The organism is Brasilonema sennae CENA114, assembly GCF_006968745.1.
Taxonomy (GTDB): domain Bacteria; phylum Cyanobacteriota; class Cyanobacteriia; order Cyanobacteriales; family Nostocaceae; genus Brasilonema; species Brasilonema sennae.
This window is the reverse complement of sequence record NZ_CP030118.1, coordinates 5654086-5676341: the sequence shown is the minus strand read 5'-3', so window position 1 is coordinate 5676341 and position 22256 is coordinate 5654086. Positions and strand designations below refer to the sequence as shown.

Below are 22256 nucleotides of genomic sequence, written 5' to 3'. Positions count from 1 at the left end.
CTTTTCACCTCACCCTCGCTTGAATCGGCGCCAAAATCTTTCCCTCTCCTTTATAAGGAGAGGGAAGCCCGATAGGGCAGGGTGAGGTTTCTAGTAAGTTTTAAGTCATTCGATGACCTGTCTATCGTGTAAAAAGTTTGATGAAATCTCAATTAAAAGACAAATTTTTAACTTTCGCCGTAACTATCCCGTTGATCCTGTGCTGCATCCTGCTTGCTCCTATAAGCATAGCAAGTGCATCTCCATCTTCCACAATTTACCAACAACGGGTCATTCACAGTCCCGATGGTATTGGTAAATTTTACATGAATCGAGAAATAGCCAAAGTTATGGGACATACAGGAGCATCTTGGTTAGAACGACCAAGTCGAGAGGCTGAAGAACAACCAAGCAAAATCGTTAGCGCCCTTAACTTGAAACCCGACGATGTTGTGGCAGATATTGGTGCTGGAACAGGTTACATGAGCTTTCGTATTGCTCGCGTTTTAACAAAAGGAAAAGTCCTAGCTGTGGATATTCAGCCAGAAATGCTGGATATTATTAAGTTCTTGAAGAAAGAGAAAAATATCACCAATGTTCAACCTGTCTTGGCAACTCTGACTAACCCCAATCTACCAGCAGAAAGTGTTGACTTGGCTTTGATGGTGGATGCTTATCACGAGTTTGAGTACCCACGAGAAATCATCGAAGGAATTATCCGGGGGCTAAAACCCGGTGGTAGGATAGTACTGGTTGAATATCGAGGTGAAAATCCCTTTATTCTGATTAAAGCTTTGCATAAAATGACTCAAAAACAAGTACGAAAAGAAATGCAAGCTGTTGGTTTGGTTTGGCGGGAAACTAAAAACTTGTTACCCCAACAACATTTGATCATATTTGAAAAACCCTCTGTGTGAGGAGACATTGCGCGGATGGGTAGGTGTTTGAAAAGTCAGGAGCAATTTTGCGGCTCAAAGGCTTATCAGTTCTGAGTTTGAGAGTTTTTTTTGAAATCATCCGCGCAAGCTCTAGTAGACCTTAATCACTAAAAACGAGGGTGGTAAATTGCCAGTCGATTTTGGTTTGTGCGTTGTTTCGGTGGGTGTTCCACGCAAGTAATTCGGCTTGGAGTATTGCCAGATCAGGGAATGAAACTGTAACTTAATTTATGGACAAAGCTACCCATAATTACTCATTTTTGGGTAGCTTTTCTCGTGCCATACGTTCAATGACATCACTTAAGCTGCCTGCTTGCATTTCATTCTGTTTTTGCTTTAACCATTTTACGTACCTCGTACACCGTAGTTCCGACACCAGAACACAATTTTGTTTATCTCTGGTTGCCTTTATGGTTAAATAGTATGTCTACCAGATGTTTTAGATTTGATGGTGGGATAAAAATCGGAGGCTAATATGTCAAAAGTATCACAAGACAAGCGAGTGGTCGTTGTTGGTGCTGGTTGGGCGGGTTTAGGCGCAACTGTAACCCTCGCAAAACAAGGGTACCAGGTGACACTATTAGAGGCTGGTTCTTATCCCGGTGGATTGGTTGCGGGTTGGAAAACATCTGCAGGACGTTCTGTAGAAGCGGGTATTCATGGCTTCTGGTATCCTTACAGAAATATCTTTTCTTTGATGAATGAACTGGGAATTAGTCCCTTTACAAGTTGGACTCGTTCATCGCAATATTCTCCAGCAGGGTTAGAAGTTGAATCACCGATTTTTCAGGACTTACCGCAACTCCCAACTCCTCTGGGAACTTTCCTTTATACACAGTTTAAACGTTTGCCACTCGTTGATCGCCTCAGCGCTCTGCCTTTGCTTTACGCGATTATTGATTTTGATAATTCTGATCAAGCTTGGCGGCGTTATGACTTTATCACTGCCCGTGAATTGTTTAAAGATTTTGGTGTTTCTGCACGACTCTACCACGAATCTTTTGAACCAATGTTATTGGTGGGCTTGTTTGCTCCTGGAGAACAGTGTTCGGCTGCAGCAGCTATAGGAATGCTTTACTATTTTATCTTGGCACATCAACCAGATTTTGATGTGGTTTGGTGCCGGGGAACTGTAGGAGAACAAATCTTCCGCCCTTGGGTAGAACGGATTGAAAAATCTGGGGCAAAAGTATTAGCAAATCGTCGAGTCAGTGACTTAATTGTTGATGACAATAATCAAGTCACAGGAGTTGTTTGCAATGATGAAGTCTTTGATGCTGATGCAGTCGTTTTTGCTGTTGGTATCACTGGAATGAAAAAGATTTTATCAAGTAGCCCCAGTTTACAAAAACGTGATGAATTTCGCAATCTCAGCAATCTAGGAGCGATTGATGTTTTAGCAACTCGGCTATGGTTTGATCGTAAGATTTCTATTAAACGTCCTTCTAATGCTTGCTTTGGGTTTGATAGAACAACGGGTTGGACATTTTTTGATTTGAACGCGTTGCATGATGAATACCGTAACGAACCGGGTACAGTTGTTGAAGCTGATTTTTATCATGCTAATCAATTTCTTTCTTTAGAAGATGACGAAATTATTCCGATAGTTCACCGTTATTTAGCAAATTGTGTGCCACAATTCCGTCAAGCCAAAGTTATTGATAGCAGCGTAATTCGTCTACCGCAGGCAGTATCTCACTTTGCTCCTGGTAGTTATCGTTATATGTTACCAGCGAAAACAAGTTTTAAAAATGTTTTTATGAGTGGTGATTGGATTGTAAACCGCCACGGTTCTTGGTCCCAAGAAAAGGCTTACGTCACAGGTTTAGAAGCAGCAAATTTAGTGATTTCCTATTTTGGAGAAGGTGCACCAGCCAATATTCTACCTGTGCAAGCGGATGAGCCACACATTCAATTGGCAAGAACAGTTAACAAAAGTGTACGTCAAATCGGTAAATCTATTTTGCCGGAATTTTGGTTACCGTAAGTTACACTCACCCGTCAGGAGAGTGTAGGAGTATAAGGGTGTAGGGGGAACCCCTGCCCCTCCGGGGAGTTCGATGAAGGGCTAGCCACGCAAACGTCCCGCTGCGCTAACAAAGCAGGGCTAGCGAGTCCCCTACGCCCAAACGCGCGTTATGGGCGCAGTACTCTTGAGGCAAATACGATGGATTGTTGTTTTAGTAACGCCACCAAGTTTTTTGCACGTGACTAAGAATAGCCATAGCGATCGCCGCAAGCAGCAACAGCCAAATCACTCCTCCTGGAAGAAAAGTGAGAATACCAAAACCCCGCAGAACCCAAACAGCGATCGCAATACCAAGAAAAGCCCCGAAACCCTGGTTTAATTTACGATTTAATTTAGACGAACTCATCTTATTTCCCTTAAACTCAACAATCACTGCATTTTATATGTAGTAACAATCCTAGTCATTAAATCTGAAAGCTGCAAAGAAAAATCACACCAGAGATGGATGCACTTAAAGCGATCATTTTATTCTGAAGCAATTCTATAAAAATCTACTCTATAGCAGTTGCCAGGTAGATTAGGACGTGAACTAATGAGAAAATACGCACAGCACGAGACTTTCAAGCCTGTTCCCTGTTCCCTGTTCCCTGTTCCCTGTTCCCTGTTCCCTACTCTACAATAAGTTCTTGATCTTTACTCACACATCTAAGTATTTTTACTTAAAAAATGACGATTCGCTATTTTGTGAATAAAATTGTCATTGTATGCTGTCAGAAAACACAATATAGTGATAAACCTGACATATGATGAGCGTGAAGTTTTGGTAATAATGACTAGATCATGACTGTTTCCGGAAAACTCTCATATTTTACTGGAGCTAGAATTAATGACTTGGAGTGTATACCAAGTTAGATGTTCACCAGTTGAAACTTATGACGTTGATGTGTTAAGGAGTGACTGAAAAAAGTATGTCTGCATCCTTTACCTCAGATTCGGTTCCTACAAATTCAAGTATGCCTTGGACTCAAGATAAACAAAAATTACTGATGCAAGGTGAAATTCTGGTGCAAACGCGATCGCACACAGCTTGGGGTGGTGCTGTCACCGCTTGGATGTATTTGCCCTTAATGCGATCAAATGTTTGGCAACAGATAACAGATTACCCGCGTTGGGTACACTATTTTCCAGATGTGATCAAAAGCGAAGTTTTGCAATCTGGTGAAATGAAACGTCTGTATCAATCGGCACAAAAAACATTTTTCTTTTTCACTGCCCAAGTAGAAATTTACCTTGATGTCGTGGAAGAATTTGGGCAAAAGATACAATTTAAGCTGCAAAAAGGGAATTTTCATGATTTTACAGCCAATTTAGACCTAAAAGATTGTGGTGACGGAACTTTACTAAGCTATACTGTGCAAGCTACGCCTACCATTCCCATACCATCAATTTTCATTCAACAAGCCATGAACTTTGAATTGCCTGCGAATATGCGTAAAATGCGACAAGTTCTTTGTAAGGGTCAGTAAAAGATGTCACAGGCACAAGAAATTTTAGACTTTTGGTTTGGTAGTTCTGGTGAACCAGACTATCCTAAACCAAAGTCTTTTTGGTTCAGTAAAAAACCAGAGTTTGATGAACAACTGCGAATCCGGTTTCTGATAGATTACCAAAAGGCGGCAGCAGGATATCTAGACGACTGGATCGATTCTCCTGATAGTTGTCTAGCATTGATTTTGCTGTTGGATCAGTTTCCCAGAAATGTGTTTCGTGATACTCCCGAAGCCTTTGCTACTGACTGGGAAGCACTCTCAGTCGCTCACCACGCTGTTGCAAAAGGATATGATCACATGTTGGTACCTGTACAACGCTGGTTTATTTACTTGCCTTTTGAACATAGCGAAAATCTCGAGCATCAGAATCAAGCAGTACGACTGTTTCAGCAATTGGGTGATGATCCTGATAGTGTGAGTCCCATTGATTATGCAGTGCGCCATATGCAAGTGATAGAGCGTTTTGGGCGCTTTCCTCATCGCAATAAGATTTTGGGAAGAATTTCAACTCCAGAAGAAAAGGAGTTTTTGAAGCACAAAAGCTCATCCTTTTAAGTTTATCAGTCCTGAGTTGTGAGTTCAGATACATGAGTTTGACACTCTCCGAACTAAGCAAACTTCGCTGACGCTCGTTTACTTACAAAGTTCGGAGATTCTCGAAGACTCCACAAACGAAGTTTCGATGGTGCTGACAAAGACACCCTACTGATTCCATTAACAACTAGTCCTAATTTCATCGCTACTTTACGGACAATGTTTGCGGCTCCATTGCAATCCGCATTTAGTTTGTATCCGTTTGCAGTTCTATAAAGACCGCGTTTTACTCGTTTCCCGGATGGTTGCCACCCTTCGGGTTTTTCGCCGAAAGTAGGTAGCACGTCGTTATCCAAGAAAGATGCTTTAGATGTATAACTTTCTTCTGTTTCCGTCAACTCAATTTTGTAGTATTCACATAATTGAGCAATCCTATCCTTAAGACGGGATGTAGGAATTTGTACAAAAGTCTGGTTAGTTTTGCGTCCAAGGTTAATTTCTTGACGCTGCCGTTTATTCCAACCAAAGACAACTCTACCAATCTTGTTTTTTAGGCAATGCCTAATAACTTTGCGTGCGGCTTTGTTTATCCCATCTCGCATTTGGCGATTTCGCTTTTCCGTTATGTGCGCCAGTTGCTTAGACCAAAAGCCTTGAGGTTTGTCTTTTTTCAGCGTGGATACTCGTTTATTGTAGTTTTGATTCATTGATTTTAAATGTCTGCCATCAATGATAAAACTAGTTCCAATATTGGAAACGCAAGTTAGCCAATTATTAATACCTGGATTAACTCCTAACACTTTTACTTTGTCAAGCGTCGGTTGTTCCGTATCAGGCATTTTGTACACAAACTCAGCATAAAAGCATTGGTTGCGAGGTAGGATGCGAATTTCCCTAATCTCGCTGTACTTTAGATTTGAGGGCATTGGCAGGTAGAAAGCGTCCAACCCAAACCAAATTTTTACCTTGCTACCTAGCGGGAACCGCAATAAACCATCTTTGAGCTTAACGTCAGCGCGAGGAAAAGTAGCTAATGCTAGACCGTTTTTGCGGTAACCAGGTAACTTTGGTCGTTGCTCCACAGCACCTTTGTTAACTGCTTTGAGCAAGCCCAAGTAAGACTTAAAAGATTCGGCGATCGTGGTTAAACATTGTTGAGCAACGTGAGAGTACAGTGCTTGAAAATGAGGATTGGTTTTTAATAACTTGTGCAAATCAAACTTACTAGGTATCTTGCCAGTCTTAAAATAAAGCTGCCTTGCGTAGTACGTCCCGCAATTACCTAGTTTTGCCGATTCTGAGCAAACAAACTGTAAAACGCCTTCTAGACTTTTATCTGTTTTTATCAATACTTACTGGCATCCAAACACTTAACCCTCTTTGTTGTTCTCTCAAAACATAACGACAATAGCATACTAAAATGGAAATGTGTTGGTATTTTAGAAGAAAACAACAAAATATATGCTAAAGGCTTCTGAGTATAAAAGCGGGAACCATAACAAGTACTTGTTAAACTTGCATTACGTCTGGTGTCCTAAACGCCGTAAAAAAGTGCTGATAGGGGATGTTGCCAGGCGTGCCAAAGAAATTTTTTACATACTTGCCAACGAAAAGGGATGGGATATTTTAGCTTTGGAAGTTGCCCCAGACCACATACATTTATTTATCGGTGTTACTCCATCCGACGCACCCCATCTGGTCATAAAAGCTTTTAAGGGTCGGTCTAGCTATTACCTTAGAAAAGAATTTCCAGAACTGCTTAAGCTGCCTAGTCTATGGTCTAGGAGTTACTTTGTTAGCAGTGCCGGAAACGTAAGTAGCGAAGTAATTAAAAAGTATATCGAAGATCAGCATCACGGTTAACGGACAAGGCAGTTAAAACTGCCGTTCGCTTCTACTCAGGTCTGAAGACACTGAGCTTGTCAGCTTCTCGGAGTCGGCTTTCTTGTCAGCAAAGAAACAAAGCTCATAATTTCTCATTTATAATGTATAATTAAGAATTAATCTATCTTAAAACTCGATAATCAACTATATTAGATACCATGACCGTTGTTAACGTCGTAGAATTTATTTGGGCACTTTCCGCTGTTGGTCTCATTGTTTTGGTTTTGCTGCATAGTCCCAAAGGCGATGGCATAGGAGCCATTGGTGGACAAGCCCAGTTGTTCAGCAGCACAAAGAGTGCAGAAAATACATTAAACCGAGTGACTTGGGCACTCACAGCCATTTTTCTTGGTTTAACTGTGGTTTTAAGTGCTGGTTGGCTCCTCCCTAAATAACATGAAAATATGGGGAGGTTGATTAAATAGCCAAATACTTTACTAGACTTTTTCATAATTAGTCAGAAAAAGAAGTTTGACATATTTGTAGCTTTCTGATACTTTGGTGACAGTGCTGAAAACCAAAGCCCAAAATCATCTGGTTTGTAAACCACAGCTCACTTCAAAACTAGCAAGCCTGTAAAAAGGTCGAACGGGATACCACGATTCGTTAAATTAGCTGAAAATAACGGTTGAACAATGGCTAAAAGCTTCAAAAAGTTGTTTCTTTGAAAAATAGGGTGGGCTACACCCGAATTTAGGCTTGTGGGACGGCAGGTGCTACAACGGGGGGAACCCCCGCAACGCACTGCCTCACAGGTTGGAGCCGGCTCCCTTGGTAGAAGCAAGAAGCAAACCCTCTAAAGGAAACTTTAGCTGAATGGCGATCTTTAAATAAGTTTGGTCAAGTTTTGTATAGCAGACAAACCCAAAAACTCATATTGAGTACTCCCAAAAGTACTATTAGAACTACCATTACAAAAACTGTAGTCTTCCAGCGCTTGATTGTCTCACTAGCATTAGCTATTGGTACAGCGCTGCTTATTATTTTGACCAGTTTCCAATCCAGCGCCATCCTTGTTACCTCTGCCTCACCTCCCCTCAAGCCTCATCCACTACCACCAACACTGACGCAGTGGCAAGATAGCACTAACAGCGGTGACTACTTTTCTCAAGTTAGTCCAACCCAAGTTGGTTATCTCGTTTGGTCGCAGTTTCCCATTCGGGTTTATGTAGAATCAACCCAAGCAGTTAATAGTAAACAGGCACAAGATTGGGTGAAAACCGTTTCACAAGCAGTTCAGGAGTGGAGTGTTTATTTGCCTTTGGCGATCGTTGAACAACCCAAAGACGCAGACATTACTATTGTGCGAAAAACTCCACCATTGCAAACTTCTCCTGGTAGTAAAATACTGCGTGCGCGTTCTGCTCAAACGACTTATGAAATGTACGTTAGCAAAAATAATCTTTTATCTCACCGCTTCACGATTTTGTTGAGTCCTAGCCAAACAGGACAGTATCTCCTTGCAGCCACTCGCCACGAATTTGGTCATGCATTAGGAATATGGGGACATAGTCCGCTGCCAAGCGATGCTTTATACTTTTCTCAGGTTCGCAACTCGCCGCCGATTTCTGCTAGAGATGTGAATACCTTAAAGCTGGTTTATGAACAGCCAACGAGTTTGGGATGGTCTGTAGGAACTTTCTCAGTAAAAAACAGCCACGAAACATAGATTATTTGTTAAGGGTTCTGGTGAAAATCATCCTTTGGATATAGTCCACATCAGCAAGAACCGCACTTTTACCTATCGTTTCTATGGAAAGCAATACATACACAATGGTTTTCGGTTGTCACACTTGTCAATACCCCCTGACCTGAATCGTTACGATAATTTAAGAATAAGGAACTTGTCACGCATTCTATTGTCTGGTTATTCATCCGACACTATATGCCTAATAACATGCTTTCAAAGAACAGGTCAGGTGTATGGCTATACTCGGATAAACTAACTAAATCCTTGCCTAAGATAGATGTTTAATCTCCTCTTAAAAAGCTATATAAAATTATAGAAAGAATGTTTTGCAGTGATTCTCCTTTTCTAACATGAAAAGTTTATTGCAGTATCCTTGAGCGCATTTTTAACTCATCAACGCCTACGTATTTCAAAACAATTTGATTTTTTATGAGTTGCGTTATTGAGGTCTAAGTTTGAAAAAGAACTTGTTCAGTAGTTGATTCAAGTGCAATCTATCAACTGAATCTCATGACTTCTGAGGATTTTTCGGTAGGCGAGATAAGTGTCATCTTTTTTGTGAGGAGTGAAAAAAGTTATGTATATCTCAAAGCGTTTGTCAACAGTCAGCAGCGCATTGATAACGTTAGGAATAATTACTGCTACAGCTAGTCCTACATTAGTTTCTGCTCAAATACCTCAAGAAATAACTCCATCAACAACTCCATCGACAACTCCATCGACAACTCCATCGACGACTCCATCGACGACTCCATCAACAACTCCAACAACGAGTAACTTTCCTGATGTTGCGGCAGATTACTGGGCACAACCATTTATTCAAGCTTTAGCTGCAAGAAACGTAATAACCGGTTTTCCTGATGGTACTTATAGACCGGATCAACCTGTGACTCGTGCTGAATTTGCAGCAATGATTCAAAAAGCTTTCAACAAAAGCCCAGTTCGGCAGTCAACTCCTGGTGGATTTAAAGATGTTCCTTCTACCTATTGGGGGGCTACTGCAATTACTCAAGCCTACGAAAGCGGATTTTTATCAGGGTATCCAGGGAACGTGTTTAGACCAAATCAGCAAATTCCTAAGGTGCAGGCGATCGTTGCTTTAACAAGTGGTTTAGGTTTGACTGCTAGTGGTGATGCAAGCAGTAGTCTTGGTACTTATTACACAGATGCTAGTTCTATCCCAAACTATGCTGTGAATAATGTGGCAACTGCAACACAAGATAATCTTGTGGTTAACTATCCAAATGTGAGTACCCTCAATCCACTTGCACCTCTAACTCGTGCAGAAGCTGCAGCACATTTATATCAAGCTTTGGTTAAACTGGGACAGGTGCCACCTCTTGCGAACAATGTCGCAGCTGCTAATTATATTGTTGGTAGAACCACTGCGAGCGCTCCAACAACTAGCACAGATATTGTATCCGTTGCTGCTTCTAGTAATTCTTTTACAATCTTGACTTCTTTATTGAAAACAGCAGGTCTGGCTGATGCTCTACAACAACCAGGTCCTTACACTGTTTTCGCTCCCACCGATGAGGCATTTTCTGCTTTGCCTCAACAAACCTTACAGCAGTTGCAGCAGCCAGAAAATAGAGAAACACTGATTAAAATATTAAGATACCACGTGGTGCCTGGTAGCCTTGGTGCTGATCAACTTAGGGCTGGTAATATCACAACCGCTGAGGGCTTACCCCTAAAGGTTAAAGTCGAAGGTAGTAATCAAATTGCAGTCAATAATGCCAGCGTGACTCAGCCGAACATCCAAGCAAGCAACGGTGTGATTCATGCGGTTAACAGAGTCCTCATACCGTCTAATGTAAGTCTCAAGACACAGAATGGCGGAGGTAGTGGAGATGGTATTACGCCAGGTAGAGCCACTCGTGGTGTCTCTAGCTATATCGGAGTTGGTGGTAATATTGGCTTAGGCGGTGATTCAGCTCTTAGTGATGGGAACTTTGCAGTTTTCAGTAAAATTGGGCTAACACGAAACTTCTCGGTGCGACCTTCAGCAGTGATTGGGGATGATCCGCTCATTCTAGTTCCCATTACCTTCGACCTCACACAACGAGGAATAGGACAAGGATTTAGCATCGCGCCTTATGTAGGTGCTGGTGTTGCGATTGAAACCAGTGATGATGCTGATGTTGGTTTCCTTCTTTCTGGCGGTGTTGATGTGCCATTATCTCGTAGATTTACATTAACAGGTTCTGTGAATGCAGCTTTTCTAAATGAGACTGATGTCGGGCTGATGCTAGGAGTTGGCTACAATTTCTAAGTAACGGAACCCTCCGGGAACGCCCGTCCCCTGGCTACCCTTGAAAACGCGCTTGTGCTACAACGGGGGGAACCCTAGTCGAGCAGTAGCTCCCCTACCAAGAGCGCTGGTCTCACCTCACCCTGCCCTGTCGGGCATCCCTCTCCTTATGAAGGAGAGGGAAATTTTTTTGTAGGTAAAAGCGAGGGTATGACAAAAAACACTTTGTCACAAAATCTTACAAATAATTACTATGAGCCTACAAACCTGATATCAGTACTACTGAGCTATAATTTTACTTGTTTGAAAGTATTCTTCCCAACTTCATACTCGTAAAATACCGAGGATAAAACAAGTGCGCCACCCACTCTTTTTCTTGACTTTAGCCCTTGCAACCGTATTCAGCTTTAGCTACGGTAAGGTAGCTAAAGCACAAATCACTCCTGATAACACGCTGGGCGCAGAGAACTCCCGCGTCACACAGGATGTGATTAAGGGCACCCCTAGCGACAAAATTGATGGGGGCGCAATTCGTCAGGGGAACCTGTTCCACAGTTTTCAGGAATTTAATGTAAATGCTGGTAGAGGAGCTTATTTTTCTAATCCCGCAGGAATTGCAAACATACTCACCAGAGTGACTGGGGGGAATGTCTCGAATATTCAAGGTGTCTTGGGTGTGTTGGGCAAAGCGAACTTGTTTTTGATCAACCCAAATGGAATTATCTTTGGACCAAATGCCCGGTTGGATGTGGGTGGTTCTTTTTTGGGAAGTACGGCAAATAGTTTGATATTTAAGGATGGGTTTGAGTTTAGTGCGACGAATCCACAAACACGGCCATTGTTAACGATAACTGCTCCGGTTGGGTTGAGCTATCGGGAGAATTTCAAAAATATCAGCAGTCAATCTGCTAATCTTGCTGTTTCACAAGGAAATTCCCTAACATTAGTAGGTGGTAACGTCAGCTTAGATAATGGGGGACTGACAGCACCAGGAGGACGAGTTGAGTTAGGGGGATTATCTGCTGCTGGGACGGTGGAACTCAATGGTGATGGTAGCTTGAGTTTTCCTGTGGGAGTGCAAAGAGGTGATGTATCGCTGACGAATGGTGCGGGAGTTAATGTTAGGTCAGGCGGTGGCGGTAGTATTGCGGTTAATGCCCGGAATTTAGAGATGACGGGAAGAAGTTTCCTCAGCGCTGGAATAGGGCAAAGTTTGGGGACAGTTGGTACTCAAGCGGGAGATATTTCGGTTAATGCTACCGGGGCAATAAACCTTAACAATAGTTCAATTGGTAATCAGGTGCTATCAGGAGCAAATGGACAGGGAGGTGATGTTAGTATCAGTGCTAGCAGCTTGCGGCTTGAAGGTGGGGCATATGTAGATGCTAGCACTTACGGTGCGGGCAAAGGGGGAAATTTGAGGGTTGATGCCTCTGATGTGCAATTGATTGGTAGAAGCGCTAATGGTCAGGTTGCCAGTAGCTTGTTTGCTTCTGCACAGCCAAACTCGACAGGGGATGCAGGTGATCTTACAATCAAAACCAATTCCTTGCTCGTGCGAGATGGGGCAGTAGTAAGTGTTAGCACTGACGGTGCGGGCAACGGGGGTTTTTTGAGGGTTGATGCCTCTGATGTGCAAATCATTGGTAGAAGCGCTGATGGTCGGGCTTCCAGTGGCTTGTTTGCACGAGCAAACTCAACAGGAAAAGCGGGTGACCTTACAATCAAAACCAATACCTTGCTCGTGCGAGATGGGGCACAGGTAAGTGCTAGTACTTTCGGTGCGGGCAACGGGGGTTTTTTGAGGGTTGATGCCCAAGATGTGCAAATCATTGGTACAAGCGCTGATGGTAAGGTTGCCAGTGGCTTGTTTGCTCAAGCAAACTCAACAGGGAATGCGGGTGATCTTACAATCAAAACCAATACCTTGCTAGTGCGAGATGGGGCACAGGTAAGTGCTAGTACTTTCGGTGCGGGCAACGGGGGTTTTTTGAGCGTTGATGCCCAAGATGTGCAAATCATTGGTAAAAGTGGCTTGTTTGCTCAAGCAGACCCAAACTCAACAGGGGATGCGGGTGATCTTACAGTTAGAACCAATACCTTGCTTGTGCAAGATGGGGCAATAGTAAGCGTGGCGAATCTCGGAACAGGAACTGCAGGCAACATGACATTAAATGCTCGCTCTATCCGTTTAAACAACAATGCCTCACTCACCGCCAATACACGCAGTGCTAAAGTTGACCCGAATAGAGAGGAAGCGACAATTAATATTAACTCAAAAGATTTGATCATGAGTCGCAACAGCAGAATCACAACCAACGCCACAGGAGCAAACGTTATTGGCGGCAACATTAATATTAATACCGGTGTCCTGGTTGGCTTTGACAATAGCGACATCACTGCTAACTCTGCTAAGGATCGTGGTGGTAATGTTAATATCAATAGCCAAGGTATTTTTGGCTTTCAGTCTCGGAATGCAGCTGACCCAAATACAAGCGATATCACCGCCAGAGGGGTAAATAACCAGTCGAGTGGTAATGTGCAAATTAATGTAGTTGATATTGACCCCACCCAAGGGTTATTTGAATTGACAAAAACTGTGGTTGATCCGGCACAGCAGATTGCTCAAAATCCCTGTACCAAAGGTTCTGGTAACAGTTTCACTATCACCGGACGCGGCGGACTTCCAACTGACCCCCAAAAAGTCCTCAGTAGTGATAATGTGCGGGTTGATTTAATTCAGCCTGTCCCTAGTACGGTAAGTTTAACAACTCCAACAAAAAAACAGCCATCTCAAAAGCCACCTGTTAAACAGATAATACCTGCTCAGGGTTGGATATATAACGAAAAAGGTCAGGTGGTGCTCGTTGGTTATGATCCTACCAAGACTGGCCCACAGCGTGAGCAGCCTGCGCCTACTAGTAATTGTGCTGCAGTGAAATAAGATATGTAGAACGTTCAAGCTTTAATTCCACGTTGATTTGACCTCACCCCGCCCTCACGGGCACCCCTCTCCTTAGCAAGGAGAGGGGAGGTTTTGGCGTAAGCCAAAGCCGGGGTGAGGTCATACGCGTGTTGTCAAAACTTTAATCTCAACACTGAAAAGATATGTAGAACGTTTAAGCTTTGATTCGGTGTCGATTTAACCTCACCCCGCCCTAACGGGCACCCCTCTCCTTAGTAAGGAGAGGGGAGGTTTTGGCGTAAGACAAAGCCGGGGTGAGGTCATACGCGTGTTGTCAAAACTTTATCCTCAAAAGTGAAATAGATATGTAGAACGTTTAAGCGCTTTAATTCCACGTTGATTTAACCTCACCCCGCCCTTACGGGCACCCCTCTGCTTACTAAGGAGAGGGGAGGTTTTGGCCTAAGCCAAAGCCGGGGTGAGGTCATACGCGTGTTGCATTCATGAGTATTACCTCACCTCGCCCTGACACCGCACCCCTCTGCCTATACCAAGTTGCGTTCTTTTGTTGTAGTTTGTGGTTAGGGGAGATTGCTGAGTCCCAAGGGGACACGCTGCGCGAACGTTTCACTCCGTTCCACTCGCAATGACAGGCATTTAAGCGGACATGATATCACCTCACCCTCGCTTTTTGCCTAGGAAAAATCTTTCCCTCTCCTTAATAAGGAGAGGGATGCCCGACAGGGCAGGGTGAGGTTTCGTAAGTCGTGCATAGGAATGCCCTTTCCCCTATCTAATTCACGCCCCCCAACTTAGCGGTACGGGTCGTCGCTGTTCCAAAACTTTAGTATAAAGTTCTTCAAGTCGAGTAATATTACTACTAAGAGTATACTGTTCTAATACCCGCTTTCTGGCTTTCTGCCCCAGCAAGGTTGTTAATTCGGGATGATCTTGAAATAGTGGCAAGAGGGTTCTTAATTGGGAACGTACAGTTTTTGTGTTAAGAATAACACCCGCTCCTTTTTCCATGACCTCTCCATCTGCACCGACATCTGTTGCTATGCAAGCGGCTCCACAAGCCATTGCTTCTAACAGAGACAAAGATAATCCCTCTACTAAAGATGGTAAAATAAATACATCTGCTCCCCGTAAAACTTCGATCCGTCGTTGTTCGTCAGCAACAAATCCTAACCAGAGAATATTGTGCTCCAAATCGTAAAATGGCTCTAAAGAAGGTTTCAACGGACCATCGCCAACAATGAGCAATTTGCTATCTGGTCCCATTTGTGCATCTTTCCAAGCACGGAGGAGGGCTTCAACGTTTTTTTCTGGCGCTATCCGACCTTGGTAGACAAACAAACGTTCAGCGCGAAATTCTTCTTTGACTTTGGAAAGACCGGGAGAATATTTTTCAACATCCACACCGTTGGGAATGACAGCAATGTTTTGTTCCTGAACACCCATGCGAGCCAATAATTCTCGTTGAATTTGGGAAAAGACAATCACGCGATCATAATTACCCAAAAAAGGTGCGTAGAGTTGATAAGCCAAAAGTTGTGTTCCTGATACCAGTTTTGCGCCCTTTCCAGCAAATGGTGTATGGAAGGTAGCAATCAGAGGTAATTTCAGTCGCTCACAAATTTCTGGTAGAACGAAGTCGAGGGGAGATAAAGTCAGAGAAGCATGGACTATATCAGGTTTAATGCGTCGCAGCGACTGAGTTAAAACCTTAGTCGCTTTGAAAGTTGGAATTGTGTAAACCTGAGACTTGTAGATGAAGGGTAGGGTGACTTCTTGACAATTAGGCAAGTTCCCCACATCCGATTCCTCTTGAGCGAAGTGGAGAAAGCTAACTTGGTGTCCCCGGTCTAACAAGGCATTTGTAATTTCTCTACTGTAGGTTACATTGCCACAAAAGGGTGATTTTTTTCCAATCCAGGCTATACGCATTCTTTGTTAGCTATCAGTAAAGCGAATTTATTATATTAGGTTTTTGTCCTTTTTTAATTAGTCCTTTGTCTCGCTTTACTTGCTGGTTCTTAACTTGGGGCAACACAAAAGTTACTGTCACCTTGTACAAAAGCTTTGTACATTTCTAGACAAGTGTATTTTTGGCTTTACTTACTTCACTTTTGGGTTGTTAATGTTATGTAACTTATAACAACCCTCGTAGACGTTACGTATAACGTCTAGCTCAAACTTGGGTTGATTCCCAGCAAGACTCGTGAGAGTTTAGTACTGAGGTAAGTCTACCATAACAACTGAAGTTTTCAGTAGATAATCGGTTGTAAAAGTTGAAGATTAACTCTTTTTATCGCAGAGCTACTTAGAAGAAGTGTAACTGGTCAATATACAACCAGAAAAAACAATCCCAGCTAATACCAAGAACACTGTCTGTAATCCAAGAAAGGTTTCTGCCACGCCTGTTACTGCTAGGGGTAAGGACAAAGCAATATTAATCACATTGTTTTGTAAACCAAAGACTTTCCCACGCATTTCTGGCGGAGTTTCTGTTTGGATAGCTGTTTGCATGGGAATACCCACCAACGCCCCAAACACACCTAACGATGTGATTAAAAACAGGGCAAGCCATAACTGTTTAGTAAAGATCGACAGACCGATAAGAGATGCTGCCATTCCTATACATCCACACAAACTTAATTGGGTATAGGACAAGCGCTGACCGAATAAACTTAAAAGAGTTGCACCAATGGCAATACCAACACCTCCTGCTGCTAGTAAAAAGCCAAATTGGGAAGCTTTTAAGTTAGGAATTAATTCTGCCATACGAACGGCTAAAACAGTTAATGCCGCAAATACAGAGAACAAAATAATCAGTTGGACAAGCGCATTGCGAAGACGATTATTTTCTTTGAGATAACGCAAACCATCTTGCAAGTCAGCAAAAATGTGAGGAGATTGTTTTTCGCTTTGTTGAGGTTTTTCATGAGTGACAAGCAACAACAAAACGAATCCAGCGATCGCATAACTGGAACCCACTACAAGTTCTTTACCTAGTCCATCACTACCACCTACTTGCGACCACAATTGATCTGCTACCCCTAACAATGGTTCCCCAACAGCAAACCCAACTATCACTGACGCCATCATTGTTGTTGTGTAGAGCGAGTTTGCCGAAAGTAAATGCTGTTCTTTGACAATTAAAGGCATAGCCGCCTGTTCTGCCGGTGCAAAAAACTGCGTCAGCGTAGAAACCAAGAAAGTCACTGCCAAAAGGATGGCAAAACCCACTGGCAAAACTCCTACTAATGGTTCCCAATCATGAGTCACCCACAGCATTGCTGGAATTGCCAACACTAGTATGCCGCGCAAAACATTTGTTGCTACTAGCACCGCCTTTTTTGACCAGCGATCTACAAACACACCAGCAAGGGAACCAAAAAGAATTGCGGGAATGGTGAAAGCCATCATCAGCGTTGAAACCCAACCACTAATACTCTGCTCGTTTGTTTGAAACTGAGTATTAATGATGGCAATCATCAAAACCAGATAGACTTTATCTGCCATCTGACAAAAGACTTGACCACCCCAAAGAGCCAAAAAGTTGGGGTTTTTTAATATCGGCAAAAACCCTTGCTCTAGCTGTTCAGCTGATCCAGCTTCTGGTTCGAGTCCAGAAGCTTCTGTTATTTCTGTTGTTTTTGCTACAGTTGCTGTCGCCTTTTGGGTGCTATGTTCTGAAATATTATTTTTACCATTTGCCTCGTTAGAGGTCAAATTGTTTTCCGATTGTTGTTTGTGGTTAGTGACATCAGTTTTTGAGATTTCCGATGTATAATTCTTCTGATTTACAAAAACGTCTTTTGCCTGCTCGTGCAAGTTAACATGAGTGGGTAGAGACTTGGGAATATTCGGGTTATTAGCGATTTTAGGCATTGATGCCTTATTCTGTTTCCTAGCGTAACTTTGTGATAACGGTAGGATTTTTGGATCCAAATCAGACGGTTGCATCATGGTTAGCAGCTAAATAAGAATCTATTAAAGCAGCAGAGCGAATAGGGCGACCAATGTGATACTGAGCATAGAAGCGCAAAACTTGCTCAACGGATAACCAGCCATCATTTCTGGTTAGATCTTGGATGATCTCTGGTTGCGACAGGTGCTGGAGTATAGCAAGTTCTGTTGCATTCAAGCGGCTTGATATAACTGGTATTTCTTGCCGATGAATAATTGTTTGGTAGTTGGCAGGCTTCTCTTTCACAGTAGCAGGAATGGTGGAAGAAGTTGTGGAACTGGGATGATGAGGTGGAAAGCTAGGAAAACTTTGTTGTTTTCTTTTCTCCTCCTTCAGACGTTCCCAAGCACTTAAGCAAATTGTTCCACCTGTTGGTATGCTAAATCCGACTTGCCAAGTTGGATCTGTAAAATCTGGTATGAGAGAGCGTCCAGTGATGCAACAGACTTGTACTTGGGGAGTTAGTCCCGCCAAAGCTAAAAGGTGAAATACCCCATGAGCCAGATGTGCTAAAACATTTAATGTTTCTGCGCTTTCTAAAACTTCTAAACGATTGAGATGTTCGTTGAGTAACTCATAAATTTCTTCTTGGGGTTGCTCGCTTAACGCTACAGATAATACTATTTCTGCTAAATACTGGCTAGCAGCCAACTTTCCTAAGTTTCTAGCAAGACCTGGATAAGATTTTATTGTTTGTGCTTGAGTGATTTTATCGAGCGATCGCCCTTTAGCAATCAGTAGCTCGTTTACCACAAACATTGCACTTCTACCACCAAGACTAGAGTTATGTTTTCGTGATCCTGGCGCTACAGCTCGAATTAGACCAAACTCTGGTGTCAAAATTGTCACTAGTCTATCTGATTCTCCCAGAGCCTGAGCTTTAAGATTAATTCCAGTTGCTTTATACGTTTTACTCATTAGTCATTAGTCATTAGTTATTAGTCATGAGTCATTAGCTTGAGACAAAAGACAAAGAACAAATGACTACTCACTCAAGTCCCGTCTATGGCGCTGATGAAGCAAATCGATACTGCGAGAAGTGCCTAATCTGGTTGCACCCGCCATAATTAAGTCTAAAGCTTGATCGATGGTACGAATACCTCCTGAGGCTTTAATTCCAACCCGCTCTTGTGTGACTTCTTTCAAAAGTCGTACGTCTTCTACTGTCGTAGCGCCATTCCAACCAGTACTCGTTTTGAGAAATGCTGCACCAGCATCCATACAGATTTCTGCTACAAGTCTTTTTTCCGCATCCGTCAGCAGGTTAGTTTCTAAAATCACCTTTACCGTTTGCCCAGTTTCTTCACATATTTCGGCAATTTCCTGGTGTACGTTCTCAGTGTCGCCTGCTTTTAACCAGCCCAAATTTATCACCACATCTAACTCAGTGGCTCCATTTTCCACTGCTTCTTGAGCTTCATATAACTTTGTTGCGGAAGTTGTTGCCCCGGTAGGAAAGCCAATCACTGTACAAACTTTCGGCTTTTTACCGTGCAGAAGTTCTGCGGCTTGCTTCACATGAGTCGGGTAGACACAAACCGCCGCAAAATGAAATCTATCTGCTTCTTCACACCATTGTTCAACCTGCTTTGAGGTAGCGGTTGGTATCAGCAGAGCGTGATCTATAAATGGCGCAATGTCAATGTCTGTATAATCTGCTGCCATCGCCTTTTTTGCCAATGATTAATTATTAACCTTTATCAAAAAATTTCAAACTGACTTGAAAATAGAACTCAGAACACAGAACTCAGAACTCAGAAGAAAAGATAAATTTTCATTCGTTCTGGTGTAAGCAGTTCATGACGGCTATTTAGATAAATTAAATCATAATTTTTAAGTTTTTTATCTGAACTTTATCAAATCATGTAGTGTCATTGAGCACAATTATGAAGTTTAATTAAATTACCAGAAGTTTCCTCTATTTTTAGCCCTAATACAATAATCAGCACATGCAAGGACACCAAGACCAAGATGTCTAAATATTTATACTTAAAAAATCTAATTAATCTGTGTATATTAAATACTCCTAATAGTCGAAGACGGTTCAGGTAAGACTAAAATTTTTATCCGCACCGCAATCTAGTGAAAGTGCATGCACTTTCACTACAAACAAAATCCGCCTGAACAGCTTTAGAAAAGTTGAGTCTGTATGGGCGGACTTTGTTTGTGTGAGTTTGAATTCCACCTGACTAAGGCTAAGCGCTGATCTCAGATTTAACAAGTTGTAGTTGCTGTGCTTGTGGGGTCAAATGCTTGACGCTTTGCTTAACAAAACTTTGCAATAAAGCCATTTGCTGATTCCGCTGAAATACGCTTTGCAAAGTTTGCCGTAACTTGTCGAGATTTAACACTGTTCCAGAGTCAATAGCAACTTCCTGCTGTTGGAAATATTCAACTAAAGTTAAACCTGCGATGCGAGTCAGATAAGCAGCACTGACTCCCTGCACCAAGCCACCAGCAACAAAAGTGATAGCGTTAGTTTTGAGTACTGTGCTTACTGCCTTGGAAGACAGTTCTACTAAACCCAGTTTCACCATCAAACTTCCCATTGTGCCAGCAACTGTCTGCGCTTGTTCCAAGGAAAATTTTTGCTGATAGATACCACCCAAATCCATAACCATTTGAGCGTTAATTGCGGCTGTTGCTAGGATATCAAGCGCTGGTACTGGGTTGGCAAATGCTGCTGCAGCAGCTATCCATTGGTATTGTTCAATTGATTTTACAGCGCGATCGCGTCTGATTTCATTCAGCAAGTTTTTCGCTTCAGCTTTGAGGAACAAAACTTTCCTCATTGTTGTCGCCCACACCAACTGTTCTGGTTGCTGTGTCAACATTTCACCCAATTGCTGCGTCAACTGTTGAATGTCTGGTGTTGGTAGTTCCAGGGATTCTTGCACACAACCATCTTCTTGATGCTTCCGTACTTTGATCAAACTGGGAGACGCTGCAGTCGCCACAACAGACGACATCCGATGTTTCAGCGATTGCAACACACTTACACGTTCATCTGGCAAATACTGATCTTGTTTATTAAAAACCAAAATAGTATTTTGATTAATTGCTTTTAGCTGTTGTAAGCTTTGAAATTCAGAATCTGTTAAATCACCATTTGTCAGGAACAAGACAACATCAGATTTGTTTGCGTGTGTCAAAACATCTAGATCTGAGTTTTCGCCTGCTTTGACAAACAAAGGTGAAGTTTCTTGGAATTCGACGAACGAAAAGCTTCCCGTCTCTACATTTTGACACCAGCTAGATTTTAAGACTTCAATCAAAGTCGTTTTACCTACCGATTTGCCACCAGTGACAACAGCAATCATTTCTTGTCTATCTAACTCAGCCGTAAGACGGGTAAGTTGTTCTCGCAATGTCCCTACAGTTAGAGGATTTTCTGTTTCTTGTGCGAGTTGGTTAACCACGGCTTGGGCTTTAGCAATGCTAGCTTCTACTGTCGTACGATCTACTGGTACATTGCTTAGCGATCGCGAACTATCTTGAGTGCGATTTGACTTTAATAACCACAAACCGCCGCCAACGGCTAACAAACTCAACAAACCAAATTCACCAATCTGCACCATCGAATGGTGCAAATTTTGTAACATCCACAGAGAAAAGGACAGTCCCAATCCTCCCACTAAAATCGGTCGCTGCAACTTCACAACTATGATTCTCCGCGTTATGCTGGCTTCTACTTCAGGATATCTCAAAACTGGGCTTGTCCGATCGGCAGTCGCCTGCGGAGCAGCCAGTACTTGATGAGGGTCTCCCCACAGAGGATAAGAGCGTTGGAAACCCTACCAAGAGCGCTGCCTCAGTTTATAGCCTAATGCATAAAGTTTTCTTTAGATAAAAGGGAACGCTTAACGCTTAACACCGAAGAAGGGGGATAGTGAGGAACATAGACGCAACATATACCAACGGTGAACAATTTTTGAAAATCGTTCACCGTTGGTATCTCTTTGATAAAAAGTTGGTACTAGCCAACTTTTTACTTGTCGTGACACTTAGCTCATAGCTGCATTGCTGCGATCATAAGTTATGCGCACAGTGGGATCTATTTTTCCTTGAACAGGGTTCCAGTAGTTGGAGACTTCTCCAGGAAGACCTAATTCCTCGCCAGCACGCCCCAGCATCGATTGTTGACGATTCTTAATGAGTTGATAGTGACGCATCATCAAAGCACGGGCTTTTTCTTGAGTAGACATAATAAAGTTCCCCTTAATTGTTTGTGTAATGTCATGATTCAGTAACTTTATAGTTTTAATTATAGAATACAATTCTGTAACAAAAACTACTAAATTATTGATTTTAATAAAAATTAATAATTGCAGAAGAGTAGGGAACTTAGGATTTCCACCCAGGAGCCAATGCGTTGCCAAGAGAAGTCGGTAGATGTAAAGCGGCTTCCCGTTATGGTTTCCCAATTTGTAAAGACTTGGAGGGCAGTTTAAAGGGAGAGTAGGGTCAATACTTTTCGTCCAAGCACTACTCATCTCCCTCACGGTTTGGAAAAAGGGGTAAGGAGGAAAGAACAAATTCTGACTTCACATCTTACTGAAGAGTGATTTTGCCTGACA

Annotated in this window: 17 protein-coding genes; 9 read left to right on the top strand and 8 right to left on the bottom strand. The window is 42.5% G+C overall.

All coding sequences use genetic code 11. The annotated features are described in order from the left end of the window. Positions 1-140 precede the first annotated feature (140 nt). Together DP114_RS23780 and DP114_RS23775 are read left to right on the top strand one after the other, a co-directional pair. Entirely contained in the window at positions 141-896 is a 756-nt protein-coding gene (locus DP114_RS23780; RefSeq protein WP_171977287.1) for a class I SAM-dependent methyltransferase, read from the top strand. A gap of 496 nt (positions 897-1392) precedes the next feature. Next, positions 1393-2904: a hydroxysqualene dehydroxylase gene (locus DP114_RS23775; RefSeq protein ID WP_171977286.1), complete on the top strand. Its 1512-nt coding sequence runs from the start codon at positions 1393-1395 to the stop codon at positions 2902-2904. 193 nt (positions 2905-3097) lie between these two features. On the opposite strand, the gene DP114_RS23770 is transcribed toward DP114_RS23775, so the two are convergent. After that, complete coding sequence (locus DP114_RS23770) at positions 3098-3292, bottom strand: hypothetical protein (protein WP_169268467.1); 195 nt, start codon at positions 3290-3292, stop codon at positions 3098-3100. Positions 3293-3854: 562 nt separating this feature from the next. Between DP114_RS23770 and DP114_RS23765 the strand changes: the two genes are divergently transcribed. Both DP114_RS23765 and DP114_RS23760 read left to right on the top strand, forming a co-directional pair. Then, a complete protein-coding gene (locus DP114_RS23765) occupies positions 3855-4412 on the top strand; it encodes an SRPBCC family protein (protein ID WP_169268468.1) in 558 nt (185 codons plus the stop codon). A gap of 3 nt (positions 4413-4415) precedes the next feature. Further along, the gene (locus tag DP114_RS23760; protein ID WP_169268469.1) at positions 4416-4991 is read left to right on the top strand and encodes a DUF924 family protein; all 576 of its coding nucleotides are present in this window, start codon (positions 4416-4418) and stop codon (positions 4989-4991) included. Between the two features lie 53 nt (positions 4992-5044). Here the strand turns inward: DP114_RS23760 and DP114_RS23755 are convergent, their stop codons facing one another. Then, complete coding sequence (locus DP114_RS23755; RefSeq protein WP_246162715.1) at positions 5045-6319, bottom strand: RNA-guided endonuclease InsQ/TnpB family protein; 1275 nt, start codon at positions 6317-6319, stop codon at positions 5045-5047. A gap of 112 nt (positions 6320-6431) precedes the next feature. Here DP114_RS23755 and tnpA point away from each other — a divergent pair, with 112 nt between their 5' ends. The 5 genes from tnpA (at position 6432) to DP114_RS23730 (ending at position 13742) form a co-directional block, all read left to right on the top strand. Continuing rightward, positions 6432-6833 carry an IS200/IS605 family transposase gene (gene tnpA, locus DP114_RS23750; RefSeq protein WP_169268471.1) on the top strand — a complete coding sequence of 134 codons (402 nt, stop codon included), beginning with the start codon at positions 6432-6434 and terminating at the stop codon, positions 6831-6833. A 179-nt stretch (positions 6834-7012) separates the two neighbouring features. After that, the gene (gene secG / locus DP114_RS23745) at positions 7013-7249 is read left to right on the top strand and encodes a preprotein translocase subunit SecG (RefSeq protein WP_169268472.1); all 237 of its coding nucleotides are present in this window, start codon (positions 7013-7015) and stop codon (positions 7247-7249) included. Positions 7250-7731: 482 nt separating this feature from the next. Next, the gene (locus tag DP114_RS23740) at positions 7732-8523 is read left to right on the top strand and encodes a peptidase (RefSeq protein WP_171977285.1); all 792 of its coding nucleotides are present in this window, start codon (positions 7732-7734) and stop codon (positions 8521-8523) included. 598 nt (positions 8524-9121) lie between these two features. Continuing rightward, complete coding sequence (locus DP114_RS23735; RefSeq protein ID WP_169268474.1) at positions 9122-10819, top strand: fasciclin domain-containing protein; 1698 nt, start codon at positions 9122-9124, stop codon at positions 10817-10819. Positions 10820-11153: 334 nt separating this feature from the next. Next, entirely contained in the window at positions 11154-13742 is a 2589-nt protein-coding gene (locus DP114_RS23730; RefSeq protein WP_246162713.1) for a two-partner secretion domain-containing protein, read from the top strand. 759 nt (positions 13743-14501) lie between these two features. On the opposite strand, the gene DP114_RS23725 is transcribed toward DP114_RS23730, so the two are convergent. The 6 genes from DP114_RS23725 to gifA form a co-directional block, all read right to left on the bottom strand. Then, the gene (locus DP114_RS23725) at positions 14502-15653 is read right to left on the bottom strand and encodes a glycosyltransferase family 4 protein (protein ID WP_169267889.1); all 1152 of its coding nucleotides are present in this window, start codon (positions 15651-15653) and stop codon (positions 14502-14504) included. Between the two features lie 372 nt (positions 15654-16025). Next, on the bottom strand, positions 16026-17678 hold the full coding sequence (locus DP114_RS23720; protein WP_246162711.1) for an MFS transporter: 1653 nt from the start codon (positions 17676-17678) through the stop codon (positions 16026-16028). Next, the gene (gene recO, locus DP114_RS23715; RefSeq protein WP_171977284.1) at positions 17662-18597 is read right to left on the bottom strand and encodes a DNA repair protein RecO; all 936 of its coding nucleotides are present in this window, start codon (positions 18595-18597) and stop codon (positions 17662-17664) included. The genes DP114_RS23720 and recO overlap by 17 nt, the downstream gene beginning before the upstream one ends. Before the next feature lie 66 nt (positions 18598-18663). Beyond that, positions 18664-19344 (bottom strand): deoxyribose-phosphate aldolase, encoded by a 681-nt coding sequence (deoC, locus tag DP114_RS23710; RefSeq protein ID WP_171977283.1) that lies wholly within the window; start codon positions 19342-19344, stop codon positions 18664-18666. A gap of 530 nt (positions 19345-19874) precedes the next feature. Beyond that, positions 19875-21344 (bottom strand): YcjF family protein, encoded by a 1470-nt coding sequence (locus DP114_RS23705; protein WP_171978283.1) that lies wholly within the window; start codon positions 21342-21344, stop codon positions 19875-19877. Between the two features lie 339 nt (positions 21345-21683). Further along, a complete protein-coding gene (gene gifA / locus DP114_RS23700; protein ID WP_169267886.1) occupies positions 21684-21884 on the bottom strand; it encodes a glutamine synthetase inactivation factor IF7A in 201 nt (66 codons plus the stop codon). Positions 21885-22256: the final 372 nt, after the last annotated feature.

Coding starts and splice junctions, on each gene's coding strand:
- DP114_RS23780 (WP_171977287.1), top strand. CDS start 141: ATGAAATCTCAATTAAAAGACAAATTTTTAACTTTCGCCGTAACTATC.
- DP114_RS23775 (WP_171977286.1), top strand. CDS start 1,393: ATGTCAAAAGTATCACAAGACAAGCGAGTGGTCGTTGTTGGTGCTGGT.
- DP114_RS23770 (WP_169268467.1), bottom strand. CDS start 3,292: ATGAGTTCGTCTAAATTAAATCGTAAATTAAACCAGGGTTTCGGGGCT.
- DP114_RS23765 (WP_169268468.1), top strand. CDS start 3,855: ATGTCTGCATCCTTTACCTCAGATTCGGTTCCTACAAATTCAAGTATG.
- DP114_RS23760 (WP_169268469.1), top strand. CDS start 4,416: ATGTCACAGGCACAAGAAATTTTAGACTTTTGGTTTGGTAGTTCTGGT.
- tnpA (WP_169268471.1), top strand. CDS start 6,432: ATGCTAAAGGCTTCTGAGTATAAAAGCGGGAACCATAACAAGTACTTG.
- secG (WP_169268472.1), top strand. CDS start 7,013: ATGACCGTTGTTAACGTCGTAGAATTTATTTGGGCACTTTCCGCTGTT.
- DP114_RS23735 (WP_169268474.1), top strand. CDS start 9,122: ATGTATATCTCAAAGCGTTTGTCAACAGTCAGCAGCGCATTGATAACG.
- DP114_RS23725 (WP_169267889.1), bottom strand. CDS start 15,653: ATGCGTATAGCCTGGATTGGAAAAAAATCACCCTTTTGTGGCAATGTA.
- DP114_RS23720 (WP_246162711.1), bottom strand. CDS start 17,678: ATGATGCAACCGTCTGATTTGGATCCAAAAATCCTACCGTTATCACAA.
- recO (WP_171977284.1), bottom strand. CDS start 18,597: ATGAGTAAAACGTATAAAGCAACTGGAATTAATCTTAAAGCTCAGGCT.
- deoC (WP_171977283.1), bottom strand. CDS start 19,344: ATGGCAGCAGATTATACAGACATTGACATTGCGCCATTTATAGATCAC.
- gifA (WP_169267886.1), bottom strand. CDS start 21,884: ATGTCTACTCAAGAAAAAGCCCGTGCTTTGATGATGCGTCACTATCAA.